Genomic DNA, 20,586 nt, shown 5'->3' on the forward strand with positions numbered 1-20,586 from the left:
TGCCGTCTAGCGGGGAACGGGGCGGTTGGGGCGAACGGGTGTGACGCAGGACTCCGTTCCAGATCCTGGTCCTCCACTTAAGTAGAGGGGCTAGCCTCGAAAGCGTGACTTCGACGAACGCGGTGCATGTCCTCGGGATCGGCGGCTCTCTGCGGGAGGGCTCGCAATCCGAGCGTGCGCTGCGCATCGCGCTCGGCGCCGCGGCCGAAGCCGGAGTCACCACCGAGCTGATTTCCGGGCCGGAGCTGGTGTTGCCGTTCTACGACACCGCGCTGGACGAGCGGCACGAGCGGGCCACCCGCTTGGTCGAAGCGATTCGCCACGCAGACGGGATCATCGTCGTCTCGCCCGGCTACCACGGCGCGCTGTCCGGCCTGGTCAAGAACGCCTTGGACTACGTCGAAGACCTGCGTGACGACGCCCGTCCGTACCTCGACGGCCGCGCGGTCGGCCTCGCCGCCGTCGCCTACGGCTGGCAGGCCGCGGTCACCACGTTGGAGCAGCTGCGCACGATCACGCACGCGTTGCGCGGCTGGGCCACCCCTTTGGGTGGTTCGATCAACACGGCGGAGACCAAGTTCGACGAGGCCGGCGGCGCCTCGGACGAGAAGAGCGTCCGCACACTCCGCCTGATCGGAAGCCAGGTCGCCGAGTTCGCGCTGAGTCGCGCCGGTCACTAGTCGTTTGCTCCGGTCATCGTCCGGGTAGTCCCCGGACGTGATGCCTGCCATGGGGTGGCAAGGTTTCGCGGTTGCGGGACGTTGACACCGAAGAGACGCTCAACGGGGCGTGTCTTGAGACCAGGAGGTAGGCGAAGAATGGCTGAGGCTCTGTACACCGCTGTGGCCACCGCTCGCGGCGACGGCCGCAACGGTGAGGTCACGTCCTCTGACGGCGTCATCGACGAGTCGCTGGCGATCCCGAAGGAGATGGGCGGGCCGGGCGGGGACAAGACCAACCCCGAGCAGCTCTTCGCCGCCGGCTATTCCGCTTGCTTCCACTCCGCGTTGCAGCTCGTCGCGCGCCAGGCGAAGGTGACGCTGGACGGCTCCACCGTGACCGCCGAGGTCAGCGTGCTCAAGCAGGGCGAGGGCTTCGGCCTCGGCGTGGCGCTCAAGGTTTCGCTGCCCGGCCTGGAGCAGGCGCAGGCCGATCAGCTCGTCGAGCAGGCGCACCAGGTGTGCCCCTACTCGAACGCGACCCGCGGCAACATCGAGGTCGCACTGTCCGCGACGGTCTGATCCCGTCCGCGGCAGGTCCATTCCCGAACCGACTGATTTCTGAAAGGAAGACCGAAGATGGGCAAGTCTCCGATCAAGAGTCCGCTGAGCGACGCCGACAAGGAGATCACCGGTAACGCCTTGCAGGCCACGCTGGTCGATCTGGTGGATCTGTCGCTGATCGCGAAGCAGGCTCACTGGAACGTCGTCGGCGCGAACTTCCGCAGCGCGCACCTGCAGCTCGACGAGCTGGTCGCCACCGCGCGCCAGTACGTCGACGAGGTCGCCGAGCGTGCCAACGCCATCGGCATCTCGCCGAACGGCCAGGCGAAGGCCGTCGTGGAGAGCTCCGGACTGCCGGACTATCCCGACAACTGGCAGTCCGTCGAGTCCACGGTCGCCGCGATCGTCGACATCCTCGCGGCGCTGATCGAGCGGCTGCGCAAGCGCATCGACGAGACCGACAAGAGCGACCTGGTCACGCAGGATCTCCTCATCGAGATCACCCAGGAGCTCGAAAAGGCGCACTGGATGTGGCAGGCGCAGCAGGCCTGATCCGCCCTCTGACGCGCTCTCGCGTGCGATGAAGGGGCCTTTCATAGCAAAATTTGCTATGAAAGGCCCCNGCCTTTCATAGCAAAATTTGCTATGAAAGGCCCCTTCATCGCACTTGGCGGAGGGCGAGTCCGAGTGCCGGTTCCACGCTGCCGGGTTACGTTCGGTCCATGGTGTTGCACAAGGGATCCGTGCCCGATCCGACGTCCGGCCCGGGCCGCAGGAGCGGGGCCAACCCGCTGCACGCCGGCGCGTATCCGGCGCTCGCCGCGAACATCCGCCTCCCGCACGACAGCCTCGCCGAAGACCCGCTCCCGCCCGACACCGCGCTCCAGCTCGTGCGCGACGAGCTGATGCTCGACGGGAACGCCCGGCTCAACCTCGCCACGTTCGTCACCACGTGGATGGAGCCGCAGGCCCGCGAGCTGATGGCCGAATGCGTCGACAAGAACATGATCGACAAGGACGAGTACCCGCAGACCGCGGAACTCGAGCGGCGCTGCGTCAACATTCTCGCCGATCTGTGGCACGCGCCCGATCCCACCGCGATCATGGGCTGCTCCACCACCGGTTCGTCGGAAGCCTGCATGCTCGCCGGCATGGCGCTGAAACGCCGCTGGTCGAAACTGGGCCGCACCGGGAAGCCGAATCTGGTGATGGGCGCGAACGTCCAGGTCTGCTGGGAGAAGTTCTGCGAGTACTGGGAGGTCGAGCCGCGGCTGGTGCCGATGGACGGCGACCGCTTCCACCTCACCGCCGACGAGGCGATCGCCCGCTGCGACGAGAACACCATCGGCGTCGTCACGATCCTCGGGTCCACTTTCGACGGCAGCTACGAGCCGGTCGCCGAGATCGCGGCCGCGCTCGACGGCCTGGCGGAACGGTCGGGCTGGGACATCCCGGTGCACGTCGACGGCGCTTCGGGCGCCATGATCGCGCCGTTCCTCGATCCCGAGCTGAACTGGGACTTCCGCCTGCCGAGGGTGGCGTCGATCAACACCTCCGGGCACAAGTACGGGCTGGTCTACCCCGGCGTCGGCTGGGTGGTGTGGCGCGACAAGGAGGCGTTGCCGGAGGAGCTCGTCTTCAACGTCAACTACCTCGGTGGCGACATGCCGACTTTCGCGTTGAACTTCTCCCGTCCCGGCGCCGAGGTGGCCGCGCAGTACTACACGTTCGTCCGGCTCGGCCGCGAAGGTTTCCGTGCCGTGCAACAGGCTTCGCGTGACGTCGCGACCCACCTGGCGGACGGGATCGCCGGACTGGGTCCTTTCCAACTGCTGACGCGAGGCGATCAGCTGCCCGTGTTCGCCTTCACGACGAAGGCGGATGTAGAGGGCTTCGACGTCTTCGACGTGTCACGGCGGCTTCGTGAGCGTGGCTGGCTTGTCCCGGCGTACACGTTCCCGGACAACCGGACCGATCTAGCGGTGCTGAGGATCGTGGTGCGCAACGGTTTCACGCACGACCTCGCCGAGCTGCTGCTCGCCGACCTCCGGCGGCTGCTGCCCGAGCTCGATCACGGCCCGCGACCGCGGACCGCGTTCCATCACTGAGCCGGGTGCCCTGCGTCACGCCGGATTTCCCCGCGTCCTACCGGCGCGTAACGTCGTGGGGTATGGGAGTCGCCGGAGACGAACGTCGTGCGTTGAGCGAGCTTTTCGAAGAAGTCGGCCCGGACGCGCCGACCCTGTGCGCGGGCTGGAAGACGCGGGATCTCGCGGCGCATCTACTGGTCCGCGAGCGGCGGCCCGACGCGGCGCCCGGCATCCTGGTCCCTGCGCTGGCGTCGTACACGCAGCGGGTGCAGGACTCCTACGCCGCGCAACCCTGGTCCGAGGTCGTCGGCAAGGTCCGGTCCGGCCCCGCCTGGTACTGGCCGACGTCGATCGCCGCGCTCGACGAGCTGGCGAACAGCGCGGAATTCCTGATCCATCACGAGGACGTCCGCCGAGGGCAGCCCGGCTGGGAACCCCGTCCGGCGGACTCCGCACGGGACGCGGCGGCGTGGAAGTCGGCCAAGCAGGCCTCGAAGCTCAATCTGCGGAAATCGCCGGTCGGCGTGATCCTGAAGACGCCCGAAGGCCGCGAAGCGCGGGTGAAGGAAGGCCCGGACACGGTGACCGTGATCGGCGCGCCGATCGAGCTTCTGCTGTTCGTCTTCGGCCGCGACGCGGTCCGTCTCACCTTCGAGGGTGACGCCTACGCGGTGGACAGGCTCCGGAAGCACGATCGCGGCCTTTAGAGTTCCGGCCATGCCGATGATCAGTGTTTCGATGTTCCCCGGCCGCACGGCCGAACAGAAGCAGGCCCTCGTGCGCGAGGTGACCGACGCCTTCGTCCGCACCTGCGGTGGCAACGCCGAAGGTGTCTGGGTGACGATCAACGAGATCCCCGCCGAACACTGGGCGGCCGGCGGGACTCTCTTCTCCGAGCGCTGATCCCTCCGCGGATGCCGGGAAAGGGTCGTTCAAGACATTTTTCGCCCTGAACGACCCTTTCCCGGCATTTCAGCGAAGCCCGACCGCCCGCAGCGCGAAGAACACCTCGATCGCGGTCTGCTTGATCGTCTCGGCGATCACCAGCGACCCGTGGCCCGCGTCGTACCGGTAGAACTCGAACGGGATCTCCCGCTTCGCGAGCCTGTCGAGGTAGTTCTCGACCTGCCGGATCGGGCAGCGCGGGTCGTTGTCCCCGGCGAGCACCAGCACCGGCGCCGTCACGGCTTCGACGTAGGTGATCGGCGAGCATTCGCGGTACACCGCCGGCACCGTCTCCGGCGAACCGCCGAACAGCGCCCTGTCGAACGAGCGGAGCTGCTCCATCTCGTCCTCGTACGCGGCGACGTAGTCCGCGACAGGCACTCCGGCGATCCCCGCCGCCCAGCGCGCCGGCTGGGTGCCCAGTGCCAGCAGGCTCAGGTACCCGCCCCACGAAGCGCCGTTCACCACGCATTTGGCCGGATCCGAAAGTCCACTTTGGACGGCCCAGTCGTGTACGGCGGCGACGTCTTCGAGTTCGGTCAGGCCGGGACGGCCTTCGATGGCGTCACGCCAGGCCGAGCCGTAGCCGGTCGAACCGCGGTAGTTGACCTCGACGACGGCGAATCCCGCGTCGAGCCACACGGCGCGGTACGCGGAGAAGCGGTCCTCGTCGGCCGAATGCGGCCCGCCGTGCAAGGAGAAGACCGTGGGCAGCGGACCTTCCGGCGCGTCGGCGGGGCGCGAGACGAGTGCGTGGATCCGCCCGCCGATCCCGTCGACGAACGCGTCGGTGACCGGTGCCGAACCCGGGGCGCGCTCGCCCGGCGGTTCGAGGAGCACCGAGTCTTCGCCGTCCGCCGTCCGTGCGCGCACGGACGGCGGCTGCGCGGCACTGGACCACGAGTACTCGACGATGCCGTCGGGCCGCACTCCCGCGCCGCCGATCCGGCCGGGTGGGGTGTCCAAAGAGGACAATTCGCCACTGGCGAGGTCGTAGTGGTGGAGGGAACTGCGGCCTTGGTGGAAGTGGACGATCAGCAGGGCCCGCGCGTCCTGGTACCAGCCCGCGACCACCTCGCCGGGCAGGTCCAGCTCGATCTCCTGCTCGGTGTCCGCGGCCGTGTCCCAGATCAGGAGCTCTTCGCGACCGCGCCGCTCGTGCAGCACCAGCAACCGCTGGTCGCCCGCGACCGGGGAGAACTCCAGTGCGCCGAGGCCCTTGCCCTCGCCGTCCCATTTGTCGGCGACCGTCGTGAAGCCGTCGGTCGACAGGACGCGAAGCGCGGGGTGTCGTGAATCACCGTGCTCGGAGTGGGAGATCACGAGCAGCGACTCGTCGCGGGACAGTGACGCGATCCCGGCGTCGTCCTCGTGCTTGTAGAAGGACGTCGTTTCGCCGTCGATATGGGCGAAGAGTTCGCTGCCGTCGTCGGTCGAGACGCCGACGGCGACCACCTTGGTGCCGATCTCGAGCCCGGCGGGGTAGCCGTCGTGGACGCCCGGCACCGCGCGCTCGGCGGCTGCCCCCGGCGCGAACGGTTCGCGGACCCAGGAGCCGAATTCGTCGCCGTCGGTGTCGTTGAACCACCAGATCCAGCGGCCGTCGGGGGACGGGGTCGCGTGCATGGTGCCGTTGGGCCGGTCGGTGACGCGGCGGTGCTCACCGGTCGACCGGTCCCAGGAGTAGACCTCCCACACGCCGCTGGCGTTGGAAACGTAGACGTTGGCGTCCGGGGCGTCGATGGCCCATTCGGGCACCGAGATGCGCGGCGCGCGGAAGCGGGCCCGCCACCTGGCCTCGGCTTCGGCGTCGTCGAACAGGCGGTCCGGGACCACCGCGGACGGATATTCAGTGCCTGGCTGCGTGCTCACCCCTCGATCCTGCCACTCCGGAGCCGTACTGTGTGCGGGGTGCTGGAGGGAAACGCGCCGCGCGCCGCGGTGTCCGCGCGGTTCGCGCGTCAGGCGGTCGAGCGGGCCGTGTTCGCGCAACCGCTGTTCGGGCCGGGGATGGGGTGCGTCGACGTCGGCTGCGGGCCGGGTTCGATCACCCTCGGTATCGACGATGGGCACAGAAAGTCCACAGTGGACTTTTTAGTGGCGGAGGCGTGCGCGCTGCCGTTCGCCGAGGCTTCGGTGGACGTGGTCTTCGCGCACGCCGTCTTCGAACATCTGAAGGAGCCGGGCGCCGCGCTGGCGGAGCTCCGGCGGATCCTCAAACCGGGCGGCGCACTCGCACTGTCCACATCGGACTGGAGTCGGGCTCGGCTGCGGCCGAAGACGGCGAACGTCGACGCCGCCCTCCGCGGCCACTACCTGCTGTGCCGCCGCGCGGGCGGTGACCCGTTCGCCGGACGCTCGCTGCCCGCCGCGGTCACGGCCGCCGGTTTCACCGACGTGCGAACAAAAATCCGCTACCGTACGGACACGACGTACCGGGCGCTGGCGACCTCCGTGGAGGCGCGGCTGGTGACGGCGCTGGAAACCGCGACGACCCCGGACCGCGATCAACTCGCTTCGGCCGCCCGCTCGGCCTGGTCGTGGGCGCGCTCGGGCGATGGGGATTTCGCCCAGTGCTGGACCGAACTCCTCGCCACCCGCTGAGGCCTCTCTCGCGCGCCCGATGCCCTCTGCTCCCAGGAACCCCCGGACTTCGGCGGCCGCCTCCGTTGTCCACAGCCAATCGCCGTTGTGGACTACCGGCCCCGCCAGCCCCTCTTTCGCCCAGTCCGGACGCCCCCCGCCGATACGCTGGGCTCGGGGTCGCCCCCCTGGGAGTGGCGGGGGCTGCCCAGGGCTCGTGTTTTGGGGATGGGCCTGTTCGGTGGGGGAGGGCGTGTCCTGAAGGGAGCCGTTGGGACGTTGAATGTCTTGAAGGGGGCCTTCAGGACATCCGGTTCCAGCCGCTCGACCAGAGGGCGGGAGCCCACAACGCGAAAGAGCCTTGCCCGCCAATGTTGGACCGCCTGGCAGCACCTGAGACGTNCTGCGTGACCACGGGCCGCTCAAACCCGCCCGGATCGCCGAAGCCCTGCAGCTCGTCCCGAACACGTCGGGGTGGCGGGATTCGAACCCACGACCTCCTCGACCCGAACGAGGCACGCTACCAAGCTGCGCCACACCCCGGGGTACTGCTTAACGGGTCGTGGAGAAGTCTAGCGGACGGTGTTCCGGGCTTTGCGGGGGGCCGCGTTCCGGCGATTGTCGCTGGTCGTACCCCGTGGGACGAGGGTCAGCAGGCTCGCTTCGGGAGGGCACGCGAAGCGCGCGGGAGCGTACGGCGAGGTGCCGAGCCCGGCGGAGACGTGAAGCCACATCTGGGCGCCCCACCGGGACGCGCCGCGGGCGCGGGTGCGGTCGAGTTCGCAGTTGGTGACGAGCGCGCCGTAGCCGGGGACGCGGAGCTGCCCGCCGTGGGTGTGCCCCGCGAGGACGAGGTCGTAGCCGTCGCCGGCGAACTCGTCGAGAACGCGGGGCTCCGGCGAATGCGTGACGCCGATGCGGACGGCGGCCGCGGTGTCCACCGGGCCGGCGATGTCGGCGTAGCGGTCGCGGTGGAGATGCGCGTCGTCGACGCCGGCGGTGAACACGTACTGGTCGGCGACCTCGATGGTGCGGCGGACGTGGGTGAGGTCGTGCCAGCCGTGTTCGACGAAGGCCGCGCGGAGGTCGCGCCATGGCAGGTGCTCGCCGTGGATGCGCTTCTTCTTGCCCTTCGGCATGAGGTAGCGCGCGGGGTTCTTCGGTTTCGGCGCGTAGTAGTCGTTGCTCCCGAAGATGAACACGCCGGGCCGGTCGAGCAGGGGGCCGAGCGCGCGCAGCACGGACGGGACGGCCTGATGATGTGACAGGTTGTCACCGGTGTTGACGACGAGGTCCGGTTCGAGTTCGTCGAGCGCCGCTACCCAGCGTTGCTTGCTCACGTGACCGGGCAGCATGTGCAGGTCCGAGATGTGGAGGATCGTGAAGGGTTTCGCCCCTGCCGCGAGGACCGGGAGCTCCGCGGTGCGAAGCGTCCACCGGCGCCTTTCGATTCCGACCGCGTAACCGAGGGTCGCGGCTCCCAGGGCGACGGTTCCCACGGCCAAGCGCCGTACCGTCGCCCCCGAAGTGCTTTCGTTACTGAGCGTGCTCACAATGTCCAGTTTACGTGCTCTTCGGTGGTGACCGTTCGCCCCCATTCCGGCGATCTCGGTAAATCGCTGGAATGGCCTCTTTCCTTCACCTTCCGTGGTCGGCGCGGGGTGTCGCGATCAACCGACATGATCCCGTCGACCGCTGTTCCCCGTTAGGCCGCCAGCCGCTCACTCAAAGTTAGATTTGTGTGACTCATCGTGATTTGTGCTGGTGAACGCGGCCGTTGCGGATCAGCGTCCGCCGCCCATGTACTTCGGGTCCGGCTGCGGCAGCGGCAACGGTTCCTGGCCTTCGAGGATCTTCGACATCGCCCCGAACCAGGTCTGCGCCGGCGTCTTCCCGCCGAACATGTTTTCGCAGCCGCGAGTGGTCACGTTACCCGGGCCGAGGTAGCAGAGACCGCCGTTTCCACCCTTCGGACGGAACACCATCGCGGCGCCCGCGAGCTGCGGCGTGGCCCCGAGGTACGTCCCCGAGCCGTTGCTCTGGGTGGTCCCGGTCTTGCCCATCACCGGCCGGTTCCACCGGGCACCGTTCGCGGCGCCGAACGACGTCCCGCCGGGCTGGCTGTCCCTGCTCATGCCGACCGCGAGGGTGTTGGCGAGCCCTTCGGGCACCACCTGCTCGCAAGCGGCTTCCTTGACGGGCACCGGCTTTCCGTCCCGGTCGGTGACACCGGCCAGCGGGGTCGGCGGGCACCAGACGCCGCCGCTCATGATCGTGGCGCCGACATTCGCCAGCTCCAGACCGCTCAGCGGGGCGGGGCCGAGGGTGAACGACGCGTTTCCGGGCCAGCCGGGCCTCGGGCCGAAGGCCTGGAGCTGACTGGCGTTGACGCCGGGATTGTCGGACTTCGGGTCGACGGCGCCACCGCCGAGGTTGCTGGCCATGGTGTCGCGCATGCCGAGTTTGCGCGCCATCTCCACGATCGGGCCGGTGCTGCCGACCCGCTCCTCCAGTGCCACGAACGCGGTGTTCGGCGAGGTCGCCAGTGCCTGCTGCAGTGACATGGTCCCGCCCGCCGGGTTGTAGTCGCCCGCGTTGCCGAGGCAGTACCAGCGCGAGCGCAACGGCGGCCCGGTCGGGGCGCACTTGTTCCCACCACCGGCGAACACGTGGGAGGTGTAGAAGTCGGGCACCGGCAAGGGAGAGTTGATCCCCGCCACACCGGCTTCCAAAGCCGCCGCGGCGGTGAAGACCTTGTACGCAGAGCCGGCACCGCCGGTGTTGTAGACGCCGGAAGGCAACGCGAACGTCGTCTGTCCCTGGTCTTCGTGGAGCCCGTAGTCACGGTTCGCCGCCAGCGCCACGACTTCGTGCCGTTGCTTGCCCGGCTTCACCAGCGAAAGCGTGTTCGCGACGTTGTCCTGGGTCTTCTTGACCTGGGCTTCGGCCGACATTTTGGCTTCGTGGTTCGCCCGTTCGTCCAAAGTGGTCTTGATCTTGTATCCGCCGGTGTAGAGGTCGTCCTTCGTCATCCCGGACTTGAGGAGGTAGTCCTCGACGTACTGGCAGAAGAAACCGTTCTCCGGACCGGCGCCGGTGCAGTTCGAAGCGGGCTTCTGCGGGCCGCCTTCGACGACGCCGAGCGGCTCGGTCTTGAAGCGTTCGGCGTCCACCTTCGCGAGCTTCTGGTTGTCGACCATGCGGTCCAGCACCAGGTTGCGGCGCTCGGTCGCCTTCGCCGGGTTCTTCCACGGGTCGTTGACGATCGGGTTGTTCACCAGGCCGGCCAGCAGTGCCGCCTGCGGCACCGTGAGCTTCTCGACGGGCGTGTTGAAGTACGCGTTCGCGGCCGCGCCGACGCCGTAGATCTCGCGCGAGAACTCGACGACGTTCAGGTAGCCGGTCAGGATCTGCATCTTGTTCAGCTTGGTTTCCAGCTGGATCGCGATCCGGGCTTCCTTCAGCTTCCGGGCGACCGACTGCTCCTGTGCGCGCTTCTGCCCCGGCTTGTCGTCCCGGTAGACGACGTTGATCAGGTAGTTCTTGACGTACTGCTGGGTCAGCGTCGACGCGCCCTGCGTGTCGCCGCCGGTGCTGTTGCTGACCGCGGCGCGCAGCGTGCCTTTCCAGTCCACTCCGTTGTGCTCGTAGAAGCGCTTGTCCTCGACCGAGATCAGCGCCCACTTCATGGCGTCGTTGATCTGGGTCTCGCTCGTCGGGATGCGGAACTGCTTGTACAGGGTCGCGATCTGCTTGCCGGTGTTGTCGGTGATCGTCGTCACCAACGGCGGAGGTATGTCCGCAAGGTCCGAAGATGTCTTGTCGACGGTCTCGCTCGCCTGGTTCGACAACACCCCCGCGGCACCCGCCACCGGGAACAACATCCCCGCGACCAGCACCCCCGCGAGCACACACAGGCCAATGAGCTTCAGCAGACCGTCCGTTTTGCGCACGCTGACCAGGGTACGCGGATCCCGTTAGCCCACCGTGACGTCACCTCGCTGTAAGTGGGTATTCGGTCACGAAATCGACCCCATGAGGTGACGTTCGGTAACAGCAGGCATTCTAGGGCTTGGCGGGGGGAACCGAGGGCCCCTACAGTCCGTCAACGTCTCACGTATGAAAAAGCCGACAGACGGGCGAGTGCGAGCGGCAGTCGCATTCGGCCGAACGGAGGCACCGGCACCGGGGAGGTGCCGGCTCAACCGACGTGAGCACACAGGGAGACACGCTCATGGGGGCAGGAGCGCAGGCTTTTCGTCCCCCCGTGGTGTGTCGAACACCAGGGTAGGGAGCTGGGGGTATGGAAACCAACCAGTCGAGCTGGCGAGTCAATGCGTCGTGCCGCGACACCGATCCGGACGGTTTGTTCGTCCGGGGGGCGGAACAGAACCGGGCCAAGGCGGTCTGCCTCGGTTGCCCGGTCAGGACGGAATGCCTCGCCGAAGCGCTCGATGGCCGGATCAACTTCGGCATCTGGGGAGGTATGACCGAACGGGAACGGCGGGCGCTGCTGCGGCGGCGGCCGGACGTTTCCAGCTGGGCGGACCTGCTTGAAGCGGCGAAGCGCCGTTTCACCGGGATCGACGAAGAGGAAGACGTACGCGTCCGAGTCTCGTGATCATGGTTTCGTGGAAGGCCCCTTCCCTGAGTCCAAGGTAGGGAAGGGGTCCTTCACGGAAACTCAGGACTGGGTGGCCAGCCTGGTCCCGATGTCGCGCAGGCCTTCGAGATCGTGCACGTCACTGGGGAGCGCGGGCACCCGCACCAGCGGGACCTCGGGATGCGCCCGCGTGAACCTGGCGAGCAGCCGCGTCTCTCGATCGGCCAGCGCGACCCGGTCCGCGTGCAGACGAAGGACGGCTTCGGCCAGCGGAGCGCTGGCCTCGCCCTTCGCGAGCTGCTCGGCGGCCGCGATGGCTTCGGCGCTGGACAACGGCGCCAGCACCGGGTGCGTCCGGTTCGCGACCAGCCCGGCCAGCGGCATGCTCTCTTCCGAGAGCCGCTCCACGAAGTAGGACGCCTCGCGCAGCGCGTCCGGCTCCGGCGCGGCCACGACAAGGAAAGAAGTGCCGCCGGACCGCAGCAGCTCGGAGGTCTTGCGCGCGCGTTCGCGGAACCCGCCGAACATGCTGTCGAAGGCCTGCATGAACGCCGAAGCGTCGGTCAGCAACTGGCCGCCGATGATCGTCGAGACCGCCTTCGCGAACATCGAGAACCCGGCGTTGACGACCTTGCGCAAGCCCCAGCCGCCCGCCTTGGCGGGACCGGTGAGCAGCCGGATCATCCGGCCGTCGAGCGCGCTGGAAAGCCGCGTCGGCGCGTCGAGGAAGTCCAGCGCGGACCGGCTCGGCGGCGTGTCGACGACGATCAGATCCCACTCGTCGGTGGCCGCGAGCTGCCCCAGCTTCTCCATCGCCATGTACTCCTGCGTTCCGGAGAACGACGTGGAAATGGTCTGGTAGAAGGGGTTCTGGAGCAGCTGCTCGGCGCGTTCCGGGCCGGCGTGCACGCGCACCATGTCGTCGAAGGTGCGGCGCATGTCGAGCATCATCGCCCAGAGCTCGCCCTTGGGTTCGAAGCCTTCGACCCGCACCTGCTTCGGGTGGTTGCCCAGTTCCCGCAGGCCGAGTGCCTGCGCCAGCCGCCGGGCCGGGTCGATGGTGAGCACCACCGTCTGCCGCCCGCGTTCGGCCGCGCGCAACGCCAGCGCCGCCGCGGTGGTCGTCTTGCCGACCCCGCCGGACCCGCAGCACACGATGACCCGGCTCTCCGGATCGTCGATCAGCCTGTCGACCTCCAAGACGTCCGACATCAGCGCACCCCCTGCTCGGTCAGCGCTTCGGCGAGGTCGTAGAGCGCCGCGACGTCGACCCCGTCGGTCAGGTCCGGCAGTTCGAGACCCGGCAAGTCCGCTTCGGACAGTTGCTCGCGGGCGCGTTGCTCGGCCGCGACCCGCACGGCGTGCTCGACGGTTTCCTCGACCAGCGCGTCGAGGGTGCTGTCGGGCAGGTTCAGCCCGGCCGACGCGAGCCCGGCGCGGACGCGCGAGGCGTCGACGCGGCCGTCCGCGGCGGCGGTCACCGAACGGGCGGGCAGCCGCGGCGGGCGAACCCGGTTGACCAGGACCGCGCCGGGGCGCAGGTCGGCGCCGTCGAGTTCGGCGACCGCTTCGACGGTCTCCCGCACCGGCATCTCTTCCAGCAGCGTCACCAGGTGGACCGCGGTCTCGCCGGAGTGCAGCAGGCGCACGACCCCGTCGGCCTGGCCGCGGATCGGGCCGGTCTTGGCGAGATCGGTCAGTGCCTTGGTGACGTCGAGGAACTTCACCACCCGGCCGGTGGGCGGCGAGTCGACGACGACGGCGTCGTAGGTGTGGCGGCCGTCCGATTCGGTGCGGCCGACGCATTCCTTGATCTTCCCGGTGAGCAGGACGTCGCGCAGACCCGGCGCGAGCGTGGTCGCGAACTCGATCGCGCCCATCCGCCGCAGCGTCCGCCCCGCGAAGCCGAGGTTGTAGAACATCTCGAAGTACTCGAGGAGCGCGGCCTCGACGTCGATGTGCAGGGCGCGCAGTTCGCCGCCGCCGGGAACGGCCGCGATGCGCTGCTCGGCGTACGGCAGCGGCTCCGTGTCGAAGAGCTGGGCGATGCCCTGGCGGCCCTCGACCTCGATCAGCAGCACCCGGCGTCCGCCCTTGGCGAGCGCGAGGCCGAGGGCGGCGGCGAGCGTTGTCTTGCCCGTCCCGCCCTTACCGGTGACGAAATGCAGCCTGGCTCTCGCGAGTTCGTCGGTCCAGCCGGCAAGGGGTGTGCTCACCGGTCCCACCCTAATTGAGCGGTCAGCTCGCCAGCATCATGACGCCGAGCGCGGCCGCGACCACCGCGACGACGCCCCAGGTCAGAGCGCCGGGCAGGACCGTGAGCATCACCACACCGAGCAGCAGGAGGGCCACGAAGGCCACCGTGCCGGTGATCGCGACCGTCGCCGAGCGGTCCGTGCGGTCCCGTGCCTTCGCCATCAGGACCAGCACCAGCGGCAGCCCGGCCGCGGCGAGCAGGACGGTCGCGATCACGCGCCAGGTCTCCACGGGCCCAGCCTAGTGGGGGCTGAAGGACGCCATACCCGCATGAGACGTGGTGAAAGCGCCCTTCACCGCGTCGCATGCGGGGAAAGTCCCCTTCAGCTCCCGATGGGGGTCGCGGGCACGCAGGGGACCGGCTTCGCGTGCGCCGGGTCCAGCGCGTTGAGGACGTGCCCGGCGGCGTTGCGGTCGGCGGCGACGCCGGCGTGCTCGGCCAGGTCGAGCACACAACTGTCCTGCAGGACGATGTTCTTCACGTTCGGCCCCTTGCCCATCCCGCTCGTGTACGGGACGACGGCCTCGTCGTACCGGGTCATGATGTTCGTGTAGGTCACGCCTGGCTGGAAGACTCCGTTGCCCGAGCGCAGCTTCGTGAGGAATTCCGAGCCGCGCAGGAACTGGCGGCAGGAGCCGCAGAGCGGGTCGAGGATGCCGTTGAAGCCGGTCGCGAGCCCCAGCGCGCCGGCGAGCCCGTAGAGATGCGAGGCGCCGAACAGGGTCGTGCCGTCCCAGAGCGGGGTCAGGCTGACGTATTTGTCCACTTTGGACGCACCGCCGAGGAACTTCACGTAATAGGAAGGCATCAGCGTGCCTTCGGAATGCCCGAGGAGGTCCACCTTGGACGCGCCGGTCGCGCCGAGCACCTTGTCGACGAACGCCGAAAGCTCCTTCGCGCTCTGCTCCATCGGCAGGAGGCCGCCGGGCTGGTAGACCGGCAGCGGCTTCCCGGGGACCCCGTAGGTCAGGGAGAAGACGCAGTACCCGTTGTTCTTGAGCAGTGGGGAGAACGTCTGCCAGTTCACCGTCTGGTTGGCGCTGAGCCCGTGGGTGAGCACCACCGGATTCGGATGGCCCTCGCTCGGGCGGCAGTCGAAGTCGTTCGCGCCGGGTGGCGGGCCGCCGGGATTCGCCGCCTGCGCGGGCAGCGCCGCGGCGAGAGTCCATGGGACGGGGAGGTCCTCCTCGGCGATCGCCGGTGAAGTGCAGATCAGGGCAAGGGCCGCGGCCAGGAAGATGGCGGCGAGGGACTTCGTCGTCCGCATGTCGGCGTCCTATCTACTCCTGAGTAGGTGTGAAGTGAACCACATCGACGGGAATTCGGCGAACCGGTCGCGAGAGGGTTTTCTCCGCATGTGTGTCGGGCGCGCTTGCCGGTTTGGCTACGCTCCCGGGCATGAGCGCCACCAAGTGGGAGTACGCGACCGTCCCCCTGTTGATCCACGCCACCAAGCAGATCCTCGACCAGTGGGGCGAGGACGGCTGGGAGCTCGTCACCGTGCTCCCGAACCCGACCGGCGAGCAGCATGTCGCCTATCTCAAACGAGCGAAGAACTGAGGGATTGAAGCCATGACCTGGAGCGATCGACTCGCCGAGCTCGGTATCGAGCTGCCCGCCGTCGCCGCCCCGCTGGCGGCTTACGTGCCCGCCGTCCGCACGGGTTCGCACGTCTACACGGCCGGGCAGCTGCCCTTCGTCTCCGGTGAGCTCGAAGCGACCGGCAAGGTCGGTGCCGAGGTCAGCCCCGAAGAGGCGAAGCAGTACGCGCGGACGTCGATCCTCAACGCCCTCGCCGCGGTCGACTCGGTCGTCGGCATCGACAACGTCGTGCGGGTGGTCAAGGTCGTCGGGTTCGTGGCGTCCGCGGAGGGCTTCACCGGTCAGCCCGCGGTGATCAACGGTGCGTCCGAGCTGCTCGGCGAGATCTTCGGCGAGGCGGGTATCCACGCCCGCTCGGCCGTCGGCGTCGCCGAGCTGCCGATCGGGGCGCCGGTCGAGATCGAACTGATCGTGGAGGTGAAGTGATGGACCCGGACATCGAACGGTCCTCGCACGAGCTCCTGCTCCGGCTGGCCGGACGGCTGCCGGACCAGCTCTTGTGGCGGTTCCGTGACTGGCTGGGCGAAGGCGCGATGGGCACGCTCGCGCGGACGCTGCCCAGGTCTTTGCTTAAGCACAGGATCGACCTGGATCAAACCGAGTATCGCCTGCTAGTCGCCGGGCTCATTCCTCACGGAGCCGACTGGCATCAGGTGAGTTCCACCCTGGGGGTAGACGACGTCACCGAGACCAGGTACACATTCACGCAGAGTGCGCCCGAATGGGTGAACTCCGTCGACTCTGTGTCCGTATTGATCCACGCGACGTTGCGGGGACGGCCGGATGTGGGTGAAGTGCGGCAAAGCTGGCGACACCTCGGTGTGGTCGGCGAGGGTGGGGCGAAACGAGTCCTCCTGGTCACGGCGACGAACGGGCTGCCGAGGCTGACCGGCGAACTGCAGCGCGTCCTGCGCGTGCTGGGTGACGAGGAGCCCGGCGTCGAGGTTCTCCCGCCGAGCATCGACCTCACCGGCTATCACCGCACCGCGCTCGCCAACTCCGAGCTGGTCTGTGTGGGCGCGGTGGACACCGGAAGTCGGCTGGTCGCCGCTTAACGCTCGCTCCACCAGGCGAGCCGGGAGGGAGCAGAGCAATGGTGGAGGTCCACGACGGCCCGCCCATGGACGGGTTCTCGGTGCCCCTGCGCCTGCACAACCTGTTACTGGCCTTGGCGGGTCGGATCGACGACAGTGCTTTGACCGAAGCGCGTGAGCTGATCGCGCGTGCGCACATCGACGAAGCGGTGGAGCTCACCACCGGCACCCTGATCGCGGGGAAGATCCCGGTGAGCTCGGCCGAACAGCGTGAACTCGCGCTCGTCCTCGAGATGAGCAGGTCCGACGCCACCCTGGCGAACGACCTGCTGGTCGTCGAGGAGGACGAGCCGGTGCTCACCCACCGGTTCACCGGCGAGAACCAGCCCGAATTCGGCCTCGCCGAGGCGCTCGACCGCACCCTGCAGGTGCTGCCGGACGTCCGGTCGGTGCACGCGGTGTGGCGGAACACGCCGGCGGGCAGCGTGCCCGGCGCGCTGCCGCAGCGGGTGGTCCTGGTCGAGATCGGCCCGGAGGGCAACCCGCCCGCGGTCGCGTTCCGCGTGGACACCGCGCTTCGCCGCGCGGGGATCCGTTCGGTCGTCGAGGTCGCGGGGCCCGGCGTCGCGCGGTCCGCGTACCACCAGGCCGCGTCGTCGGCCGCGAGTCCTGTCTGGGTCACCGGGAGTACTCACTCCAGTGACTTCCGGTCCGAGCCGGTGACCCCGCCGCCCGCTCCCAGCCCGGCTCCCGAGCCGGTCAAGGAGCAGCCGAGCAGGCACGGGTTGCGGCCGGTCAGCAGCAGTACTCACGAACCGGTCGAGCCGATCGCGCCGGTGGTGCCGATCGTGCAGCAGGCGCCCGCGGCGACGCCGTCGTCGTCCTCGTCTTCGTCGGAGTCGGCACCGCCGCGCAAGTCGCGGGCGGAGACCCGCGCCGAGCGCACGGCCGACCTGACGCCCGCCGAGGTGGCGCAGCTGCGCCAGGCGCTCAAGGAGGACCCCGAAAAGGGCCGCGAGATCGCCACAGGCAAGCCGAGCATGCACGAGGTCGTCGAGCTGCCCGCTCTCGATCTCGACGACCCCAGCCTGAGCGAGCGTGACCGCGCGCTCCTGCGCGAGCTGCACGCCGAGCTCGCCGAACGGGAGCGCGCCGAAGCGGCGAAGATCCGGCTGAACGGTGCTTCGCGCAGCAGCGGCTGGTCTTCCTGACATGTTCTGAGCATTTCGTCCTCTGGACGCGGTGGTTGCACGCGCAACTACCGCATCCAGAGGACGAATTGCGATGTTAGGTTGCGAGGGTGGCTGAAGAACTGACATTCGACATCCCGGTGGGGGCCGGGGTGGGCACCCGCGCCAACGCCGACGGCGAGCCGGTGACGCCCAAGGACGCGGCGACCGTGATCCTCCTCCGCGACGGCGCCGGCGGCGTCGAGGTCTTCCTGCAGCACCGGGTGAAGGGCATGCCGTTCGCCGGCGGGATGACCGTCTTCCCCGGCGGTGGCGTGGATTCCCGCGATGTCGACACCTCCGTCAGCTGGGCGGGCCCGGAACCCGCTTGGTGGGCGGAACGCTTCGGCTGTGACGAATCGCTCGCCCGCGCCCTCGTGTGCGCGGCCGTGCGGGAGACGTTCGAGGAGTCGGGCGTGCTGCTCGCGAGCGTCGGTGACGCCGTCGTCACGGACACGACGCCCTACCACGACGCCCGCGCGAAGCTGGTCTCCCGGGAGCTCTCACTCGCCGCGTTCCTCGAAGCCAACGGCCTAACGCTGCGCGCGGATCTCCTGCGCCCGTGGGCGAACTGGGTCACCCCGCCGCAGGAACCGCGCCGCTACGACACCTGCTTCTTCGTCGCCGTGCTGCCCGAGGGACAGGAGGCGGACGGCGCCACCTCCGAGGCCGTCAGCTCCGGCTGGCAGCGGCCCGCCGAGGCCATCGCCGATGCCAAGGAAGGGCGCCGCATGCTCATGCCACCGACGTGGATCACGCTCGCGGAATTGGGCGAATTCGACTCGGCGGCCGAGGCGCGGGCCGTCGAGCGCGAGATTTCGAAGATCATGCCGACGCTGGTGCGCGAAGGCGACAAGGTCCGCGTCGTCCTGGACCCGGCATGAGCGCTCCCGCGTACGGCGTGCTGCGCCAGGTGACGCCGACGGCTTCCGTGCTGCTGGAGCACAACCCGTCGTCGATGACATTGGAGGGCACCAATTCCTGGGTGCTGCGCGGACCGGGTGCGGCCGGTTCCGTGGTCGTCGACCCTGGGCACGAGGACATCGAACATCTGACGCTGCTGGCGGAAACCGGCGCCGTCGACCTGATCGTCCTGACCCACCACCACCCCGACCACGCAGAGGGCGCGCCCTGGTTCGCCGAGCGCGTCGGCGCCCCGGTGCGGGCCTTCGACGAGTCGCTCTGCGTCGGCGGCAAGTCCCTTGTGGACGGTGAGGTGATCGAGGCCGCCGGTCTCCGGCTGTCGGTGCTGCACACGCCCGGCCACACCGGCGACTCGATCTGCCTGGTGTCCGACGGGCAGATCCTGACCGGTGACACCATCCTCGGCCGCGGCACCACCGTGCTGCACGACCTCGGCGACTACCTGCGCTCGCTGCGGAAACTCATCGGCCTGCCCGGCGGCACCACCGGTCTGCCTGGGCACGGCCCCGAACTGCCCGACCTGGCCGTGACCGCGCGCGAATACCTGACACACCGGGAAGAACGGCTGGACCAGGTGCGTTCGGCACTGGAGAAGCTCGGCGCGGACGCCACCCCGCGTCAGGTGGTCGAGGTCGTCTACGCCGACGTCGACAAGGCTCTGTGGGCGCCCGCGGAGTGGAGTGTGCAGGCACAGTTGGACTACCTGAGGTCGGAGGACGGCGAATGAGTGACGTCGAGGTCGAGTTCTACTGGCGCCCCGGATGCGGGTTCTGCGCCGCGCTGGAACGGCCGCTGTCGAAGAGCGGCTTCAAGGTGAAGCGGGTCAACATCTGGGAGGACCCGGACGCCGCCGCGCGGGTGCGTTCGGTGGCGAACGGGAACGAGGTCGTGCCGACGGTCTTCGTGGGCTCGAAGGCGATGGTGAACCCTTCGTTCGGTGAGATCGAGGCCGCCGTGAAGGCCGCGTCCGCCTGACTCCTCGTGAGTGGCTAGGACGGTTCTAACCGTCCTAGCCACTCAGGAGGCGGGTGTCAGCGCGGCAGCATCGGCATCACGTAGTACGTCAGCTCCACATCGCCCGGCTCCACCGCCCGGATGACGCAGGCCCGCATCCCGGGCTGGATCTCGAGCCGCACCCGGTCCCCGGCGAAACCCTGCAGCGCGTCCAGCAGGTAGCGCGCCTGGAACGAAGGTGACGTCCGGCCACCCGAAACCTCGGCCTTCAACGTCTCCTCGGCCTCCCCGGTGTCCTGCTTCGAGCTGGCCAGCCGCAGATGCGAGTCGCCGACCTCCAGCGTCAGCACCCGGCGATCGTCCGCGTAGAGGCCCACCCGGCGCACGGCGGCGGCCAGCGCGTCGGCGGCGACCTCGACCATGGTGTCCACAGTGGACGACTCGATCAGCTTCTCCGACAGGAATCCCGCGTCGAGTACGGCGGTGGTGACGGTGACTCCCGTCCAGCTCAGCCCGAAGCGGGTCTTGTCGCCGTGCAGGCCGACGACGCCGCGTGCCTGCTTCCCAGTCTCCGCGAGCAGGCCTGCCGGGACGAGCGCGTCGATCGGTTCGCCTTCGGACCGCAGCGGCAGGGTGGCCACGGCCATCCGGTACCGGTCGGACGCCGTCAGCCGCAGCTCGCGGCTGAAGCTCTGCACGCGGACACCGGTGAACATGGGCAGCGCGTCGTCCTTAGCCGCCGTGTCCGCGACCGTGCGCAACGCGGTCACCAGCGCGTGACCGTCCACTTCGGACACCTTGGGCGGCAAGTCCGGGAGGTTCAGTTCGCGGCTCAGCAGCGGAAGCGCGTAACGGCCGCCCTCGACCCGCACGGCCAGCCGCGAACCTTCGACGACCAGACGCACCAGGTCGTCTTCCAGCATCCGCAGGGTTTCCGCGAGCGGCCCTGCCGGGACCAGGACTTCGCCATCGGTGTGGACCATGGCGTCACTGGTCAGGCGGACCGCCCGTTCACTGTCGCTGCCGCCGACGGTCAGCCCTTCCTTCCCGGCGCGCAGGAGCAGACCGGAACGGGCCGTGAGCAGCCGGGCGGCGGCGGAAACGGCGGACGAGAGGGAGCGGGTGGCGGCAGTCAGGTCCAT

General features: G+C 68.9%; 23 protein-coding genes and 1 tRNA gene. 15 read left to right on the forward strand and 9 right to left on the reverse strand.

The genetic code is table 11. The features are described 5' to 3' along the window. Positions 1-104 precede the first annotated feature (104 nt). The 6 genes from LCL61_RS02190 (at position 105) to LCL61_RS02215 (ending at position 4,216) form a co-directional block, all read left to right on the forward strand. Positions 105-680, forward strand: a complete 576-nt coding sequence (locus LCL61_RS02190) for an NADPH-dependent FMN reductase (RefSeq protein WP_340685271.1) — start codon at positions 105-107, stop codon at positions 678-680. 138 nt (positions 681-818) lie between these two features. Further along, positions 819-1,241, forward strand: a complete 423-nt coding sequence (locus tag LCL61_RS02195) for an organic hydroperoxide resistance protein (protein WP_126737210.1) — start codon at positions 819-821, stop codon at positions 1,239-1,241. 57 nt (positions 1,242-1,298) lie between these two features. After that, on the forward strand, positions 1,299-1,775 hold the full coding sequence (locus LCL61_RS02200; protein WP_034314675.1) for a Dps family protein: 477 nt from the start codon (positions 1,299-1,301) through the stop codon (positions 1,773-1,775). 170 nt (positions 1,776-1,945) lie between these two features. Beyond that, positions 1,946-3,331 carry a glutamate decarboxylase gene (locus LCL61_RS02205; protein WP_340685272.1) on the forward strand — a complete coding sequence of 462 codons (1,386 nt, stop codon included), beginning with the start codon at positions 1,946-1,948 and terminating at the stop codon, positions 3,329-3,331. A 62-nt stretch (positions 3,332-3,393) separates the two neighbouring features. Beyond that, entirely contained in the window at positions 3,394-4,020 is a 627-nt protein-coding gene (locus LCL61_RS02210; RefSeq protein ID WP_340685273.1) for a TIGR03085 family metal-binding protein, read from the forward strand. 10 nt (positions 4,021-4,030) lie between these two features. After that, on the forward strand, positions 4,031-4,216 hold the full coding sequence (locus LCL61_RS02215; RefSeq protein WP_181775136.1) for a 2-hydroxymuconate tautomerase: 186 nt from the start codon (positions 4,031-4,033) through the stop codon (positions 4,214-4,216). A 69-nt stretch (positions 4,217-4,285) separates the two neighbouring features. Here the strand turns inward: LCL61_RS02215 and LCL61_RS02220 are convergent, their stop codons facing one another. Continuing rightward, entirely contained in the window at positions 4,286-6,130 is a 1,845-nt protein-coding gene (locus LCL61_RS02220; protein ID WP_340685274.1) for a S9 family peptidase, read from the reverse strand. A 39-nt stretch (positions 6,131-6,169) separates the two neighbouring features. Here LCL61_RS02220 and LCL61_RS02225 point away from each other — a divergent pair, with 39 nt between their 5' ends. Then, on the forward strand, positions 6,170-6,862 hold the full coding sequence (locus LCL61_RS02225; RefSeq protein WP_340685275.1) for a class I SAM-dependent methyltransferase: 693 nt from the start codon (positions 6,170-6,172) through the stop codon (positions 6,860-6,862). 448 nt (positions 6,863-7,310) lie between these two features. Here LCL61_RS02225 and LCL61_RS02230 read toward each other — a convergent pair. The 3 genes from LCL61_RS02230 to LCL61_RS02240 all read right to left on the reverse strand — a co-directional run bounded on the left by LCL61_RS02230 (position 7,311) and on the right by LCL61_RS02240 (position 10,794). Further along, positions 7,311-7,384: transfer RNA gene (locus LCL61_RS02230), tRNA-Pro, on the reverse strand. Positions 7,385-7,413: 29 nt separating this feature from the next. After that, the gene (locus LCL61_RS02235; RefSeq protein WP_425342026.1) at positions 7,414-8,340 is read right to left on the reverse strand and encodes a metallophosphoesterase; all 927 of its coding nucleotides are present in this window, start codon (positions 8,338-8,340) and stop codon (positions 7,414-7,416) included. 285 nt (positions 8,341-8,625) lie between these two features. Continuing rightward, positions 8,626-10,794, reverse strand: a complete 2,169-nt coding sequence (locus LCL61_RS02240) for a transglycosylase domain-containing protein (RefSeq protein WP_340685277.1) — start codon at positions 10,792-10,794, stop codon at positions 8,626-8,628. Between the two features lie 350 nt (positions 10,795-11,144). On the opposite strand from LCL61_RS02240, the gene LCL61_RS02245 reads away from it, so the two are divergent. Next, the gene (locus tag LCL61_RS02245; RefSeq protein ID WP_037318605.1) at positions 11,145-11,462 is read left to right on the forward strand and encodes a WhiB family transcriptional regulator; all 318 of its coding nucleotides are present in this window, start codon (positions 11,145-11,147) and stop codon (positions 11,460-11,462) included. Between the two features lie 63 nt (positions 11,463-11,525). Here LCL61_RS02245 and LCL61_RS02250 read toward each other — a convergent pair whose 3' ends face one another. From LCL61_RS02250 to LCL61_RS02265, 4 genes are all read right to left on the reverse strand, one after another. Next, a complete protein-coding gene (locus tag LCL61_RS02250) occupies positions 11,526-12,656 on the reverse strand; it encodes an ArsA family ATPase (protein ID WP_340685278.1) in 1,131 nt (376 codons plus the stop codon). Continuing rightward, positions 12,656-13,660, reverse strand: coding sequence for an ArsA-related P-loop ATPase (locus tag LCL61_RS02255; RefSeq protein ID WP_340685279.1), 1,005 nt, complete (start codon positions 13,658-13,660; stop codon positions 12,656-12,658). The genes LCL61_RS02250 and LCL61_RS02255 overlap by 1 nt, the downstream gene beginning before the upstream one ends. 22 nt (positions 13,661-13,682) lie before the next feature. Beyond that, positions 13,683-13,931: a hypothetical protein gene (locus LCL61_RS02260; protein ID WP_340685280.1), complete on the reverse strand. Its 249-nt coding sequence runs from the start codon at positions 13,929-13,931 to the stop codon at positions 13,683-13,685. Between the two features lie 92 nt (positions 13,932-14,023). Further along, positions 14,024-14,968, reverse strand: coding sequence for a lipase (locus LCL61_RS02265; RefSeq protein WP_340685281.1), 945 nt, complete (start codon positions 14,966-14,968; stop codon positions 14,024-14,026). A 131-nt stretch (positions 14,969-15,099) separates the two neighbouring features. Here LCL61_RS02265 and LCL61_RS02270 point away from each other — a divergent pair, with 131 nt between their 5' ends. The 7 genes from LCL61_RS02270 (at position 15,100) to LCL61_RS02300 (ending at position 19,465) form a co-directional block, all read left to right on the forward strand. Beyond that, positions 15,100-15,261 carry a DUF4177 domain-containing protein gene (locus LCL61_RS02270; protein ID WP_005166970.1) on the forward strand — a complete coding sequence of 54 codons (162 nt, stop codon included), beginning with the start codon at positions 15,100-15,102 and terminating at the stop codon, positions 15,259-15,261. Positions 15,262-15,273: 12 nt separating this feature from the next. After that, positions 15,274-15,729, forward strand: a complete 456-nt coding sequence (locus LCL61_RS02275) for a RidA family protein (RefSeq protein WP_125679755.1) — start codon at positions 15,274-15,276, stop codon at positions 15,727-15,729. Then, complete coding sequence (locus LCL61_RS02280; protein ID WP_016337887.1) at positions 15,729-16,358, forward strand: hypothetical protein; 630 nt, start codon at positions 15,729-15,731, stop codon at positions 16,356-16,358. The genes LCL61_RS02275 and LCL61_RS02280 overlap by 1 nt, the downstream gene beginning before the upstream one ends. A 38-nt stretch (positions 16,359-16,396) precedes the next feature. Further along, entirely contained in the window at positions 16,397-17,548 is a 1,152-nt protein-coding gene (locus tag LCL61_RS02285) for a hypothetical protein (RefSeq protein ID WP_340685282.1), read from the forward strand. Positions 17,549-17,637: 89 nt separating this feature from the next. Continuing rightward, positions 17,638-18,450: an NUDIX hydrolase gene (locus LCL61_RS02290; protein WP_340685283.1), complete on the forward strand. Its 813-nt coding sequence runs from the start codon at positions 17,638-17,640 to the stop codon at positions 18,448-18,450. Then, positions 18,447-19,217, forward strand: a complete 771-nt coding sequence (locus LCL61_RS02295) for an MBL fold metallo-hydrolase (RefSeq protein ID WP_340685284.1) — start codon at positions 18,447-18,449, stop codon at positions 19,215-19,217. Before LCL61_RS02290 ends, LCL61_RS02295 begins: the two co-directional genes overlap by 4 nt. Further along, on the forward strand, positions 19,214-19,465 hold the full coding sequence (locus LCL61_RS02300; protein ID WP_034314716.1) for a glutaredoxin family protein: 252 nt from the start codon (positions 19,214-19,216) through the stop codon (positions 19,463-19,465). The genes LCL61_RS02295 and LCL61_RS02300 overlap by 4 nt, the downstream gene beginning before the upstream one ends. 56 nt (positions 19,466-19,521) lie before the next feature. On the opposite strand, the gene dnaN is transcribed toward LCL61_RS02300, so the two are convergent. Beyond that, on the reverse strand, positions 19,522-20,586 hold the full coding sequence (gene dnaN / locus LCL61_RS02305; protein WP_340685285.1) for a DNA polymerase III subunit beta: 1,065 nt from the start codon (positions 20,584-20,586) through the stop codon (positions 19,522-19,524).

The organism is Amycolatopsis coloradensis (genome assembly GCF_037997115.1).
GTDB lineage: Bacteria > Actinomycetota > Actinomycetes > Mycobacteriales > Pseudonocardiaceae > Amycolatopsis > Amycolatopsis coloradensis_A.